12 protein-coding genes are annotated in these 14323 nt (G+C 70.1%); 5 read left to right on the top strand and 7 right to left on the bottom strand.

Translation table 11 applies throughout. The features are described 5' to 3' along the window. Positions 1-1699: 1699 nt before the first annotated feature. The 5 genes from NYZ98_RS22925 to NYZ98_RS22905 form a co-directional block, all read right to left on the bottom strand. Positions 1700-2368, bottom strand: coding sequence for a snapalysin family zinc-dependent metalloprotease (locus NYZ98_RS22925; protein WP_262844922.1), 669 nt, complete (start codon positions 2366-2368; stop codon positions 1700-1702). 606 nt (positions 2369-2974) lie between these two features. Then, positions 2975-3634: a response regulator gene (locus NYZ98_RS22920; RefSeq protein WP_262844921.1), complete on the bottom strand. Its 660-nt coding sequence runs from the start codon at positions 3632-3634 to the stop codon at positions 2975-2977. A gap of 109 nt (positions 3635-3743) precedes the next feature. Then, on the bottom strand, positions 3744-4694 hold the full coding sequence (locus NYZ98_RS22915) for a sensor histidine kinase (protein WP_262844920.1): 951 nt from the start codon (positions 4692-4694) through the stop codon (positions 3744-3746). 5 nt (positions 4695-4699) lie between these two features. Next, entirely contained in the window at positions 4700-6418 is a 1719-nt protein-coding gene (locus NYZ98_RS22910; protein ID WP_262844919.1) for an alpha/beta hydrolase, read from the bottom strand. Positions 6419-6523: 105 nt separating this feature from the next. Then, positions 6524-7711: an endo-1,4-beta-xylanase gene (locus NYZ98_RS22905; protein WP_262844918.1), complete on the bottom strand. Its 1188-nt coding sequence runs from the start codon at positions 7709-7711 to the stop codon at positions 6524-6526. Positions 7712-8067: 356 nt separating this feature from the next. Here NYZ98_RS22905 and NYZ98_RS22900 point away from each other — a divergent pair, with 356 nt between their 5' ends. The 3 genes from NYZ98_RS22900 (at position 8068) to NYZ98_RS22890 (ending at position 10508) form a co-directional block, all read left to right on the top strand. Beyond that, entirely contained in the window at positions 8068-8967 is a 900-nt protein-coding gene (locus NYZ98_RS22900; protein WP_262844917.1) for a DNA-protecting protein DprA, read from the top strand. Between the two features lie 2 nt (positions 8968-8969). Further along, complete coding sequence (locus tag NYZ98_RS22895; RefSeq protein WP_262844916.1) at positions 8970-9758, top strand: ComF family protein; 789 nt, start codon at positions 8970-8972, stop codon at positions 9756-9758. A 129-nt stretch (positions 9759-9887) separates the two neighbouring features. Further along, positions 9888-10508, top strand: coding sequence for a hypothetical protein (locus tag NYZ98_RS22890; RefSeq protein WP_262844915.1), 621 nt, complete (start codon positions 9888-9890; stop codon positions 10506-10508). Here the strand turns inward: NYZ98_RS22890 and NYZ98_RS22885 are convergent. Then, positions 10505-11386, bottom strand: coding sequence for a helix-turn-helix domain-containing protein (locus tag NYZ98_RS22885; protein WP_262844914.1), 882 nt, complete (start codon positions 11384-11386; stop codon positions 10505-10507). The two genes, NYZ98_RS22890 and NYZ98_RS22885, sit on opposite strands and share 4 nt — an antisense overlap. A 114-nt stretch (positions 11387-11500) precedes the next feature. Between NYZ98_RS22885 and NYZ98_RS22880 the strand changes: the two genes are divergently transcribed. Both NYZ98_RS22880 and NYZ98_RS22875 read left to right on the top strand, forming a co-directional pair. Continuing rightward, the gene (locus NYZ98_RS22880) at positions 11501-12199 is read left to right on the top strand and encodes an SDR family NAD(P)-dependent oxidoreductase (RefSeq protein WP_262844913.1); all 699 of its coding nucleotides are present in this window, start codon (positions 11501-11503) and stop codon (positions 12197-12199) included. A 173-nt stretch (positions 12200-12372) separates the two neighbouring features. Continuing rightward, positions 12373-13308, top strand: coding sequence for an aldo/keto reductase (locus NYZ98_RS22875; protein ID WP_262844912.1), 936 nt, complete (start codon positions 12373-12375; stop codon positions 13306-13308). 30 nt (positions 13309-13338) lie between these two features. Here NYZ98_RS22875 and NYZ98_RS22870 read toward each other — a convergent pair whose 3' ends face one another. Beyond that, positions 13339-14265: an NmrA family NAD(P)-binding protein gene (locus NYZ98_RS22870; protein WP_262844911.1), complete on the bottom strand. Its 927-nt coding sequence runs from the start codon at positions 14263-14265 to the stop codon at positions 13339-13341. Between the last annotated feature and the right edge of the window lie 58 nt (positions 14266-14323).

Here is a 14323-nt window from a genome sequence, read left to right as displayed (position 1 = left end):
GCTGCACACCGCCTGCGGCGACATCCCACCCGCAGAGTACGAAGCGATCTACTACCGTCACCAACAGGCCGCAGTCACCGCGGCAGAAACCAAGTAGCCGAGTCTCCACGAAACCCGGCGCGGTTCAGGGTGTGCGGGTTTGTTTTGGTTGGGTCGGTGGGCTTGTTGGTGCCTCCCACCCGGCGCCGGGTTGGGTGGGCCTGCGCTTGTTGCCCACCCGAACCCGTGACCCGCTGGGGCGGGTCACCAGCGACCGGCGGGGACGTTGCCCGCTCCCGCCGGCACGGGGTGGGTCTGTGTAGCCCTTTCTGCGGGGCATGCGGGCGATCTCTGTGCGGGGTATGTCGGCGATGTCCATTGGCCTCGTGTCCTGCTGGGTGTGCGGGTTTGTTTTGGTCGGTGGGCTTGTCGGTGCCTCCCACCCGGCGCCGGGTTGGGTGGGCCTGCGCTTGTTGCCCACCCAAGCCCGTGACCTGCTGGGGCGGGTCACAGTGACCGGCGGGGACGCTGCCCGCTCCCGCCGGCACGAGGTGGGCCTGCGTATCGCCCACCCGGCTCTGTGTCCCGGGCTGGGAGGTGGGTAGTGGGTTAACGCGAGACCACGGTTGGGTCGCCACCCAGTTCCCCATCGCGGGTGGCCTTGTGGAGTCCCTCAAAGCGCGTGACCCCGGCCAGGGCATGAGGTGTCCCACCGTCCCGGTGCGGTACGTCGGTGGGCCACACCGAGTTCCACCGTCCTTGAGGGGACGCGGGGTTGGGTGGCAATACCGACTCCTATCGTCCCTGAGGGGCCGCGGGTTGGGTGGGCAACACCGACTGGCCCACCCAATTCGGTGCCGGGTGGGGCAAACACCGACGAGCCCACCGACCGAGCCGCGATCCCTGTGGTCCTCAAGTGCGTGACCTGGCCAGGGCCGAGGTGTCCTACCGTCCCGGTGCGGTACGTGGGTGGGCCATACCGACTTCCACTGTCCTTGAGGGGCGAGGGGTTGGGTGGGCAACACCGACTGGCCCACCCAATTCGGTGCCGGGTGGGGCAAACACCGACGAGCCCACCGACCGGGCCGCGATCCCTGTGGTCCTCATGTGCGTGACCTGGCCAGGGCCGGGGTGTCCTACCGTCCCGGTGCGGTACGTGGGTGGGCCATACCGACTTCCACTGTCCTTGAGGGGCGAGGGGTTGGGTGGGCAACACCGACTGGCCCACCCAATTCGGTGCCGGGTGGGGCAAACACCGACGAGCCCACCGACCGGGCCGCGATCCCTGTGGTCCTCATGTGCGTGACCTGGCCAGGGCCGGGGTGTCCTACCGTCCCGGTGCGGTACGTGGGTGGGCCATACCGACTTCCACTGTCCTTGAGGGGCGAGGGGTTGGGTGGGCAACACCGACTGGCCCACCCAACCCGGTGCCGGGTGGGCCGAACACCGACGAGCCCACCGACCGAGCCGCGAGCCCTGCGGTCCTCAAGTGCGTGATCCTGGCCAGAGCTGTGAGGTGTCCCATCGTCCCCGGGTGCGGCACGGGTTGGGTGGGCCACACCGACTCCCACCGTTCCTGAGGGGCCGCGGGGTTGGGTGGGCGACGCCGGCTGGCCCACCCAACCCGGTGCCGGGTGGGGCGACACCGACAAGCGCCCCCGGGTTTCCGGCCACGATGGGCCGGAAACTCCGGGGGCGGTGATAGCTGTGTCGCGAGCCCTTACGGGACCAGGGCGCCGTCCGGGCGGTCGACGTAGAGCTTGTCGAACTCGATGAGCGGGGTGGCGCCGGCGAAGTTGGCGTTGACCTGGCTGCGCTCCGCCGAGCTGGGGTTGGCGTTGGTGCAGCTCACCGGGGCGCTGGACCCGGACATCAGGTCGGTGCAGCGGCCGGTGCGCCGGTCGGGCAGGCCGAGGATGTGGCCGATCTCATGAGTGGCGATGCGCGGGGGGTAGTACCCCTCGGTGGTCGCCTCCCTGCCCATCCAGATGGTGCCCCGGCCCAGGCTGCTGGTGCTCGTGCGAGGCCAGCCGTTGTCGGCGAGCACCACGAAGTCGGCGGGCGTACCCGCCACGAGCCGGACGTTGCTGACACTGGCGTTCCAGATCTGCGCGGCCTGGTCCATCACGGTACGGAACTCGGCGGCCCGGCTGGCGTCGTACCGGAGCACGCGCACCGCGACCTCCGCTGAGGCGGCCCTGCTCCGCGCCACCGTCGAGTCATTGGTCTGCGCGACCGTCGAGGCGGCATCGGTTCGCGTGACCGCCGTGGTGGCGCCGGTGTCCGCCGCTGCGGTCCCAGGGTCCGCCCAGGCGGGTGACACGGTGAACAGGAAGGCCAGCCCCAGGAACAGGGCCGAGATGTTGCGGAGAAACCTTGACAGGCGCATCGAGAGTCTCCTCAGTCAGGGGGGTGACCACCATGAGGCGCACCGAAGGGATCACCGGCGCGGACACGCCGGTGACCTGTGGAGTCCTCGGGTGGGGCTCCCGCCAACCTAAGCTCGCCGAGCCCCGCCGGGGATACGCCACTTCCCCCCTACCACCGTGTTATGGGCCACCCAATGCCCATGAACCAGCCCTCCCGCCGGTCATTGACCGGCCCACCCCGTCGCCCCATCCCGCACCCTCATCCGCCGCTTTCACGCGCCGCCTCCGCCACGTCCCCGTGAACACCACCTCGTCTCCCTCTCCTCTGTCGGCTCGACCCGGTCAGGGCCCGCCGTACGCCCGCGGGTCATCGGATTCGTGATCGCCATGCGAACACAGAGTCCGCCGCCGACCCCCGCTTCTGAGTATCCACCGCCATTTCGAACCTGTGTACGAACCTGTGGATACTGTGGATAACTCTGTGAGCCCCGGCCGTCGTGGCACCCCCGACACCTTGTCCGGCGGGTCCGGCACCCCCCGACACCTTGTCCCAAAACGCATGTCAGCCCAGCGCGGGTTCGTCCCCCAGGAGTCGTCTGGAGTCGTCTGGGTTTATCCGGCGGGAGTCACTCGTCGCCGGCGCGGATCACGCCGTTCTCGTACGCGAACACCACCGCCTGCGCCCGGTCGCGCAGGCCGAGCTTGCCGAGCACCCGTCCGACATGGACCTTCACGGTCGCCTCGGAGATGTGCAACCGCGAGGCGATCTCGGCGTTGGAGCGTGCGCGGGCGAGCTCCAGCAGCACGTCCCTTTCCCGCGCGGTCAGGCCGTCGAGCGGCGCCGGAGCGCCCGGCACCGGCAGGTGGGCGGCGAACGCCGAGATCAGCCGCCGCGTCACCCCCGGCGCGACGGCCGCGTCTCCGGAGGCGACCACGCGGATGCCGCTCAGCAGGTCCGCCGGCAGCGCGTCCTTCAGCAGGAACCCGCTCGCGCCCGCACGCAGCGCGGCGAACACGTACTCGTCCAGGTCGAAGGTGGTCAACACGAGGACACGCGCCGGAGAGTCCGACATGGCGATCCGCCGCGTCGCCTCGATCCCGTCCATCGCAGGCATTCGCACGTCCATCAGGACGACGTCCGGCCGCAGCGCCCGCGTCTGGGCGACGGCCCGCTCCCCGTCACCGGCCTCCCCGACCACCTCGATGTCGGGCTCCTGCTCCAGCACCGCCCGGAACCCCAGCCGCAACCACGGCTGGTCGTCCACCAACAGCACCCGGATGGTCATGACGGCACCCCCGGTCGCGCACGGACGTACCGCTCAACGGTCATGACGGCACCGCCAGCCGCTGATCATGACGGCACCGCCGGTCGCGCGTGGACGCGTCGGCTGCTGGTCATGACGGCACCGGGAGGCGTGCGTGGACGCGCCAGCCGCCGTCGGGTACCGGCCCGGCCGCCACGTCGCCCCCGTACGAGGCCACCCGTTCGCGCATCCCCGCCAGCCCGTGCCCGGCACCCGCTGGCCGGGCGGGTCCGCCGTCACCGTCGTCGACGACCTCGACGTCCACCTCGGCCGGGCCATAGCGCAACCGCACCGTGGCCGTCGCCTCGCGTCCCGCGTGCTTCATGGTGTTGGTGAGCGCTTCCTGGACGATCCGGTACACCACCAGATCCATCACGGTACCGGCCGCGCCCTCGCGGGTCAGCGTCACCGGCAGCCCGGCACCGCGCACCTGCTCGACCAGCGCGTCGATCCGCAGGTCCTGGGCCCCGTCGTCACGCAGGACGCCCACCAGGCGGCGTACCTCGGACAGCGCCTCCCGGCCCGTTATGGCCGTCTTGGCCATCAGGTCGGCCGAACGCGCGGGATCGGCGGCGGAGGCCACCGCTCCGTCGGCCAGCGCGACCATCACCGCGAGGTTGTGCGCCACGATGTCGTGCACCTCGCGAGCGATCCGGGTGCGCTCGGCCGTGGCGCTGAGGAGGGCCTGCTGCTCACGGTCGCGTTCGAGCCAGCGCGCACGCTCCTCCAACGCCGCGAGATAGGCGCGCCGGGTCTGGATCGTCAGCCCCAGCAGAAGGCACCCTTCGAACAGCACGGCGACCACGACCGCGTCCCACCAGGGCCCGCCGTTCGCGACCCACTCGATCATGAACGGCACGGTGGGCGTCCAGGCCGCCCACAGATGGCCCCGGGGCCCGTACCTGGCGACCAGGTACGCGGCGACCATCGGGCCGATCAGCAGCACGGGGTGCAGCACCCGCGACAGCGCCAGGGCGAACGCCACCACGATCACGACCCAGAAGAGCACGACCGGCCACCAGCGACGACACCGATCCGGCATGCACGTCATCGTACGGTCGGCAGGTTCCGCGCGAGGAAGCCGGCGACCCGCGCGACCGCCATCCGGCTCTCCGGCGCCTCCTGCACCACGAGCGGCCACGCGTGCGGCATGCCTGGCCACACCTGCGTCTCTCCCGGCACTCCGGCCTCGCGCATCCGGTCGCCGAGGCGGGTCACGTCGCTGAGCAGGACCTCCTGGGTGCCGGCCATCAACAGCGTCGGCGGAAGCCCGGCGAGGTCGGCGTACAGCGGGGACAGCAGCGGGTCGCGCAGGTCGATCGTGCCGCCCCGGGTGTAGCTGTCGAACGTGAGCTTGATCGTTCCCGGTGTCAGGACCGGATCGCGGTCGGACAGCGTACGGAACGTCTCGCCCCGGAGCGTCAGGTCGGTCACGGGTGAGATCGCCACGAGCGCGGCCGGCAGCGCCTCACCGCTGCCGCGTAAGAAGAGCGCGGTCGTCAAGGCGAGGTTGCCACCCGCGGAGTCGCCCACGATCGCGAGGCGCGACGCCGGAATGCCCTGAAGGCGTAGCCAGCGGTAGGCGCTCACGCCGTCCCGCATGGCCGCCGGGTAGGGATGTTCGGGCGCCAGGCGGTAGTGCGCCAGCAGCACGCACGCGCCGGTCTCCCGCGAGATCGCCGCGGCCAACCAGCGAGGCCCGTTGCCGGCTGGCTGGATGAACCCGCCACCGGGCAGATAAAGGATCATCCGCCCGGCGGAGGTCTTACCAGCGCAGATCCGTTCGGACGGGACGCCACCCGCGTCGACCCGCTCCATGGTCGCGTCCGCCGGCAGCGCCGGCCGGATGGCCAGGTCCCGCCGCCGATCGGCGTCCAGCTCGGTCTCGTTCACCGGCATCGGCAGGAGCGCCGGCACGGTCATCGCCACCAGGTAGACGGCCGAGCCGGCGGCGCTCGGCACCGCCGGGACGCCGTCCCCGCCGGGCGCCGGCGCGAGACCGATCGTGGCCGTGGCGTACCCGAGCACGAGGAGCGGCGCCAGCACCGCGGAGGCGCGCCTTCGCGTCATGCCCTTGCGGATGAGCCAGGCCGGCCAGAGCGGGAACATGAGCATCGCGGCGACGGTCAGGATCGCCGAGGTGAGGTAGAGGCCGCGCTCGGGCGGGAGCATCGCGTTCACCGCCCACAGCGAGGAACGCGCGGCGGTCAGCGACAGGCCGGTCGCACCGAGCACGCCGAGCACGCGACCGCGTGGATCCCGCCTGACCAGGACCATCGTCCAGCTCGCCAGCAGCAGTGGAGCGGCGACGGCCGCGCCGGCGAAGGCGATCCACGACAGAAGGGACATCCCGGCGCCGACGTCGTTCATCCACAGCGGGATCAGCAGCAGGCCAATGAGCGGGCTGATCCCCCAGCACGTCCCCGCGGCGACGCCGAGCGAACGCCCGAGCACGGCGCCGGCCGAACGCCCGTGGGCGGTGCCGAGTGAACGCCCGAGCACGGCGCCGGCCGAGCGCCCGTGGGCGGTGCCGATCCGGCGCGACAGGACCATGAGCACGAACCCGGACACGACCAGCCCGGCCAGGCTCAGGATGACGCCGATCAGGTCGCCGGTGACCAGCGTGGCCGCGAACGAGGGCGGGTCGAGCAGCACCTCGGGGAAGTGCAGGGTCGCCGACGACCCGACGGTGCCGGCGATGACGAGAAGGCCCAGGACGAGGAACGACGCGCCCTCGTCCTGGGCGGCGGATGCTTGATCGGTCATGGGACCGACGCTAGGAGCCGGACCGCCGGCCTCGGATCAGCCCGAAAGGGAGCGCTCGCCGGTCCGCGTACGACTCAGGTCGTACGCGGCCGGGCGGCGGTCAGCTCATCGGCGGGGCTTCTGCGGGATCCTCGGCAGGACGTAGGGCGGCCCGGCGTAGGCCAGGTCGGCCTTGACGACGTTGTAGGCGCGCTTGGGCCGGTAGGACTCGTCGTACAGGGTGGCCAGGCCCTCCGGCGGATCGGTGAACCAGCCGGGCACCCAGGAGTGCAGGTCGGTGAATCCCCAGACGGTGTACGACAGGCAGTGCCGGTTGGCCAGGCACGCCTGCAGGAGCACGCTGTAGTTCGCCGCCGACGCCTGGAGGCGGGGGTTGATCTCGTTGGAGTCGCCCGCGCGCACGCCCTCGGTCATCTGGCTGCGCACGTCCACCTCGGTGAACGCCGTGGCCAGCCCGAGGTCGGAGAAGGCGTCGAGCACCTCGCCCACCTGGAAGGCGTCGTAGTCGCTGTACTGGGTGCCGAGGTGCCCCTGGCTGCCCACGCCGTCGATGGGGACGCCGGCGGCGCGCAGCTGCTTGGCCATGGTGTAGACGTACCAGGTCTTGTCGGACGGGCCTCGGTCCCCGAACGCCTCGATGTTGTAGTCGTTGTAGAACAGCAGGGCGCCCGGGTCGGCGGCGCGGGCCCACCGGAAGGCGTCGGCGATGAAGCCGGAGCCGAGATGCTGCGCCCAGAAGCCCTTCAGGTGGATCGACGCCGGGGTGTCCCACGGGTCGCTCGCCGCCTCGTTGACGACGTCCCACTGCCAGATCTTGCCCTTGAAGTGCCTGACCACGGTGGTGATGTGGGCGCGGAGGATGTCACGGAGCTGCGCGTCGCTGATCGTCCCGTCGGTGACGCCCTGGGTGAGCCAGGTCGGCAACTGGTTCTGCCAGACCAGCACGTGCCCGCGGACCTGCTGCTTGTTCCTGCGGGCGAAGTCGATCAGCTCGTCGGCCGGGCCCCAGTTGTACACGCCCCGCGTGGGTTCGAGCGCCTCCCACTTCATGACGTTCTCGGCGGTGACGGTGGAGACCTGCGACGCGACCAGCGCGCGGTACTGCGGATCGGCCGCGTCGCGCAGCGCGGCCATGTCGACCGCGGTGCCGATGGCGAGCTCGTGGCGGGCGGCGACCGAGCGCAGACTCTGCTCGGCGAGCACGGGATGCCGCTCGGCCGCGAGCACGGGTAAGGCGCCCAGCGCCCCGGCCAACGTGAGCACGGCGGCACCGACGATCAGAAAACGTCTCATCGAACTCCCTCGGGATCGACCCCCGAAAACTTTCGATTCAACAACGAAACATAATAGTAGTAACCCGCTCCCCAATAAGAAACCCCCACGCCCAACAACCGAAACATTTCAGACCACCCTCGCCATTGCGTACTCCCCACCCTGCTAGGGGCGCATAAGCAGGTGAGCGCCCGTACAGAGGAGGGTTGGGTGGCAGGGGTTGGCTTCGAGATCGATTGCGGTGACGCCTACCGGTTCGGTCGAAACCGAGCGATGGATCAGTCCCTGTCGCCAGGCTCGTTCTCGCGGTCGGCTGGACGGCCGGCGCTCGACCGGCGTACGTTCGAATCGAATTCACGTTCGAGAAGGTGGCGAAGATGTCCCAGGTCCAAGAACAGGCCGCGGTTCTCGCGTTGACCAAGGCCACCGTCGGGCCATGGCATCACACGGCCCGCGTGATCCAGGCCGCCGGCAGCGCCCTGACGCTTCTGGACGGTGAGTACACGGGCCTGGATCAGGAGGATCGGACATACGCCGCCGAGGTCGTCTCCCGTTGCCCGGCCGGTGCACTCGCGCGGGCCGAGGAACTCATCGCCGCCACTCGTGCCGACGGCGCACAGCTGGTGACCGTCCTGGATGAGGAGTATCCGGGCAACCTGGACTTCGCCCACAATTTCCAGCCCTTCCTCTGGATCCGTGGCCGGCTGATCGACGAGGACGATCGCTCCATAGCGGTCGTCGGCGAGCACCATCCCGGTGGGCCGGATATCGGACAGGTACAGCAGGACGTCAGGGCTCTTTCGGAGGCGGGCCTCACTGTGGTCGCAGACCTGAACTCAGGCGTCCATGCCGCCGCTCTGGCGGCGGGTGGCCGCACGATCGCCACGTTGACGCAAGGCATCGCTCTGCAGGTCGCTTCGGAGGAGAACGCGACTCTGGCCAAGGAGATAGCTCATAGCGGTGCCCTGGTCTCGCCGTTCTGGCCGTCAGCCCCCGTCACGCACACGACCGTCTCCGTCTCCCGCGTCATGACCAGCGGATTGGCCGGTGCGGTTTATCTGGCGAACGGCGACGACGGCAGCGGCCCAGCCTTGCAGGCGCAGGTCGCGCTCGCTCAGGGGAAGCATCTGTTCGTGCCTCACCGGCTCCATGAGCAACACCAATGGGTGCGGCGCATGGCTTACCGAGGAGGAGTCACTGTCGTACGGGATATTGACGACCTGCTGTCCCAGGTGGTGAATCTGTTAGACGTGACCCGAAATCTGAAGATTTTCTGATCATGGGTGATGCCGCCCGCGAGATGACCGATTGGTACATCAATCTCTATCGGAACGTCCCGGCGGCGGGCCCTGGTGTCTGCCGGATCTGCCACTCGGGACCCAACGACAGCTATGCCATATGCGACGGCTGCCGTGACACAAAAAGGAACGTTCGTCGCCCGGTCCGGAACGTCGTCCCCATCTCGTTATGCATAAAAGAGGACGACCAGCTTTACGACATCGTGTCCCGTTCGGGTAACCAGTCCCCGCGGCGTGGCGGTCCAGATCGGACGACGTTCTTGGCGGCCACGATCTCCCGGTTCTACGCCGCCCACGCTCGATGCTTGAAACGGGTGGCAGGAGGAGACTTCACGCTGGTGACCAGCGTCCCTAGTACGCGATCGGGTGAGCCACTCCCGGCCTTCCATCCCATGCCCAAAGTCATCCAGATGATCGCCGCTCTGAAGGACCTCTACAAGCCGGTCCTGTGGCCGGATATAGGCGCCGCGGTGGTCGGCCCCAGGGTGTCGAACGAACACGCTTTCAAAGTGACGGGGTGCGTCGACGGCAAGGTGGTCCTACTCGTGGACGACATTTTTGTCAGTGGCGCCCACGTGCAGAGCGCCGCATCCGCCCTGCACAGAGCCGGCGCGGCATCCGTGACCGTGCTCGTGGTCGCCAGGCTCATCAATCCCGAGTACAACGAGGCGAACACCATCATCTGGAACCGGACCCGCACAGAGCCATTCACATTCGAACGCTGCTGTCTTTGCGGCACTAGTAGCCGAAGGTCGTCAGAAAGCGACTGACGATAGCGCTACAACATCTTCCCGGGCCGTACCGTTCGTTCGCGCTGTACAACCGGCGGGAGACACTTTCGGCGTATCGTGACGGGCAAGCGGAGCATTTTTAAACACCCCGCTACCTCTGGAGTGCTGATGAACCGCACGCTCGTGATCGTGGGGGCCACCGTGACGTGGCTCGCCGGGGCTTTGGCGGCGGTTTGGGGAGTCGCGTTCGCCATTAACGGGGTCACCCAGGCGCAGGGATACGTGATGATACGGGTGGTTCCCGCCTTGGGCGCCATGGATCGCCTGCGGCTGACGGGTGAGGGACTTCCTTCGGGTGTCGTGCTCCCGAGAGAGACGATGTCGCTGGACGTCTGGGGCTCCACGGTCGCCGAACAGGTGCTCTCGCGCGGTGACGTCCTGCTCGGCGGGTTGTGCGCGGGCGTCGCCGGGTTGCTGGTCCGGGCTGTGCTGGTCTCGGTCCTGCGAGGGGTGCCGTTCAGGGAGGGTGATCCCGCTCGGATCATCTGGCTCGCGGTGTCGCTGGTCGTGGCGGGTGTGGTGGGGCCCTTCCTGCCCTACCTCGCGTCGATGATGGTGCTCGAAAGGGTGGGGCTCACCGAGACGTTCCGGCCCTTGCTCGCCCTGTCGTGGATCCCTGTGGTGGGCGCCTTGTCGCTCCTGGCGCTGGCCGAGGTGTTCCGTGTGGGGGCGAAGATGATCGGGAAGGCCGGTGTTCTTCCGGGGGTGGGCCCGGGCGCGGGCGGCTAGCGGTGTGGGTGTGGGCTGGTCGTGGTGGCGGGTGGGCCGGTGACCACGGTGAGCCGTAGTTTGGTCTCGTCCGCGCTGCCGGGTGCGGCGGTCATGATCACGATTTTGTGTTCGGAGTCGCCGTCGGTCAGCACGTCGCAGTCCACCGTGATCGGTCCCACCGACGGGTGCTCGATGGTCTTGTGGTCCTCGCGATGGGCGGCCACCGTGCCGATCGCCCACAGTTCGGCGAACCGCCGGTTGCCCGTGCTCAGTTCGTGGATCAGCGCCGCCAGGCGCGCGTCCTTGGGGAAACGGCCGGTGGCGCGGCGCAGGTCGGACACGACGGCGAGGTCGGTGGTGTCCCTGTCCAGTTCGGCCACCGGCCATGGCGCGAGGTGAGCGGGACCGGCGTCCACCGGGAACCGGTCACGGGCGAAGTTCCGCAGCCGAGGCGGCGACGACGAGGGATCGCCCAGCAGCGCGGCCCAGCCGAGGTTCCACCAGATCAGCTGCCAGTCCGCGGCGAACACGGCGACCGGGGCATCGCCCAGCCGCGTGAGCACACGGTGGACGCCGGGCGGGATGTGGTCGGAGATCGCGTCGGCCGCCGGCGGCACAAGACGGGCCAGCCGGTACAGATGGTCCCGTTCGGTGACGGTCAGCTGCAGGGCACGCGCCAGGGACGCGATCACCTGTGCCGAAGGCGCCGTGGCCCGTCCCTGCTCCAGGCGCACGACGTAGTCGACCGACACGCCCGCGAGCTCGGCGAGCTCCTCGCGGCGCAGCCCGATGGCGCGGCGTGCCCGGCCCACGGGCAGCGCCGCGGCCGACGGGGGCAGCCGGTCCCGCCAGGTGCGGATCATCGCCCCCAGCCCGGCCCCCGGTGTCGTGGTCATGACACCCATCCTCCCGCCTCCCCGGTCGCCCTACGCGTCTCGATGGTGGTACCGCCGCTCCTACCGTCGAGGCGTCCCTGGCCGGATGTCGCAGGTGGACCGAACAATGACCATATGACCATCACCTTCATCACCGGAGCGAACAAGGGCCTCGGCCGCGAGACCGCCCGCCGTCTCATCGAACTCGGTCACACCGTTCTCGTCGGGGCCCGGGACCCCGAAAGGGGCGCGCGGGCCGCCGCCGAGCTCGGCGCGCGGTTCGTCCGCATCGACGTGACCGACGACGCGTCCGTGGCCGCCGCGGTGGCCGACGTCGCCGATCACGAGGGCTCGATCGACGTCCTGGTCAACAACGCCGGCGTCCACGGTCCCTTCGGCGACCCCACCACCCTGACCGGCGCCGACGCCCTCGGCGTCTTCGACGTCAACCTCGCCGGAGTGATCCGGACGACCATCGCCTTCCTGCCGCTGCTGCGCCGATCGCCGGACCCGGTCATAGTCAACGTCAGCAGCGGGATGGGCTCGCTCGCCTTGACCCACGACCCGTCGCGGGCCGAGTCCTCGGTCATCGCGCCGATCTACACCGCCTCGAAGGCGGCGCTCACGATGCTGACCACCCAGTACGCCAAGGCGCTGCCGGACGTCCGCGTCAACGCCGCAGACCCCGGCTACACGGCGACCGACTTCACCAGAAACAGCGGCCCGCAGACCGTCACCGAGGGTACGGACGCGATCGTGGGGCTGGCGACGGAGAAGCCCGGCGCGGGCTCCGGACGCTTCGTCGACCGGACCGGCGAGATCGCCTGGTCCTGACCGCCCCGGTCCTGATCGCGGAGGTCCTCGGGGATAGGCGTCGGCGGGTGGGAAGGCCTGGGTGCCACGTGTCGTGGTCGGGTCGTGTCAAACGGAGACATCTCCGGTACTGTGGCAGTCGAAATCCGGAGAGCTTTCCGCTTTCCGCGTCACCAGACGAGGACGGGACTTCCATGACTCCCACCGGTACCCCCACTCCTGAGTCCACCGGCGCCGCGCGCCCCGGAGGCCCCGGCCGGCTCGGGGACCGCACCGTCTCCCGCGTCGGCTACGGGGCGATGCAACTGCGTCTGCGGGGCGACCGCGCCGCGGCCATCGCGATCTTGCGGCGCGCGGTCGAGCTGGGCGTCGACCACATCGACACGGCCCAGTTCTACGGCGACGGTCTCGTCAACGACCTCATCCGCGAGGCGATCCGCCCCGAGGACGGCGTCCTGGTCGCCAGCAAGGTCGGCGCCACCCCGAACCCCGGCGGGCCCGTACCGCTCCGTATCGCGCAGCGGCCCGAGGAACTGCGGGCGAGCGTCGAGGACAACCTCGCGAGCCTCGGACTCGACCGGATCCCGCTGGTGAACCTGCGCCGCATGGACGCCGGGCCCGGTCTGCGGCCCGAGGGCGACCAGGTGGTCGATCTCGACGACCAGCTCGCGGTCATGGTCGCGATGCGCGACGAGGGCAAGATCGGCGCGATCGGGCTCGGCAGCGTGACCGCGGACATTCTGCGCCGGGCGCTCCCGGCGGGCATCGCCTGCGTGCAGAACGCCTACAGCCTCGTGTCACGCGACGGCGAGGACGTGCTCGACCTCTGCGCCGCCGAGGACATCGCCTGGGTGCCGTTCTTCCCGCTCGGCAGCGGTCTCCCCGGCCTGCCGAAAGTCACCGACGAGCCGGCGGTCGTGGCCGCGGCGCGGTCGCTGGGCGGCACCCCCGCGCAGGTCGGCCTCGCCTGGCTCCTGCACCACGCCCCCAACGTCCTGCTCATCCCGGGCACCGCGAACGCCGGGCACCTCCAGGAGAACGTCGCGGCGGGTTCCCTCGTCCTCGACGAGGCGACGCTCGCCGCACTGGACGCCGTCCCGGACCGCTCGGGGGAGGTCGTGCTCGGCTGACCTGCTCACGAGGTGGCCGGCGGGCGGATGTCAGGGCGTGGCCCGCAGGTGCTCGTGCGCCCATTCCTCGAAGGTCGTGAGCGGGATGCCGAAGGCCCGCGCGAACTCCGGTCTGGCCGGCTGACCGGCCACGTTGATGAATTCGTGTGAAGTGACGCCCGGCCCCGGCATGCCCGCGGTGACCGCCTCCCGCATGGTCATGTCGGGCGCGGCCAGCTCCGTGCCCAGGGCGCGGGAGAGGACCTCGGCGATTTCCGTCAGCGTCAAGAGGTCACCGGCCAGCTCCAGCTCGACCTCGTGGAACCGCTCGGGCGCGGCGAAGGCCGCGGCGGCCGCCGTGCCGATGTCGCGGACCGCGACGAGGGACAGCCGGGTCTCGGGCCGGAGCACGGTGACCAGGCCGCCCTCGACGCCGCGAGGGAACAGGTACGCCGTGGACGGGAGGAAGTTCTCCATGAAGAAGCCCGGCTTGATGATCGACCAGTGCGTGAAGCCCGCCGCACGCACACGGTCCTGGGCGCCGGACTTGGCGGCGAAGACCGGTTCCATCGCCGCCCAGCGGCCCTCGGCCCAGCCGGGGACCCCGGTGTGCCGCCCCGCGCCCGAGACGGACGTGTGCACGAACTGCGGCACGCCCGCGGCCAGGGCGCCTTCGACCAGGTTGACGGCCTGGGCCAGCTCGCCCTCGAAGTCGAAGGCATCTCCCTTCATCCCGGGCATCTGCACCGAGAAGACGGCTCGGGCGCCCTCCGCGGCCCTGGTCACGGAGTCGCGGTCGTGCAGGTCGCCGGTGACCAGTTCGGCGCCGAGCGCCTCGACCGCCTTAGCCCGTTCGGTCGAGGGGTCGCGGACCAGTGCGCGGACGGGGACGCCGGACGCGAGCAGGGCACGGGCGGTGGCGCCGCCCTGCTGTCCGGTGGCGCCGGTGACCAGGACGGGTGCGGGATCGGCAGGCATGAGGCATCTCCTGGGATTAAACGGCGGACCCCGCCGTTTATATTCAGGTAAGATACGG

The sequence above is a fragment of the Sphaerisporangium corydalis genome (assembly GCF_025506355.1).
In the GTDB taxonomy this organism is placed as follows: Bacteria; Actinomycetota; Actinomycetes; order Streptosporangiales; family Streptosporangiaceae; genus Sphaerisporangium; species Sphaerisporangium corydalis.
This window is presented reverse-complemented; position numbering and strand designations above follow the sequence as displayed.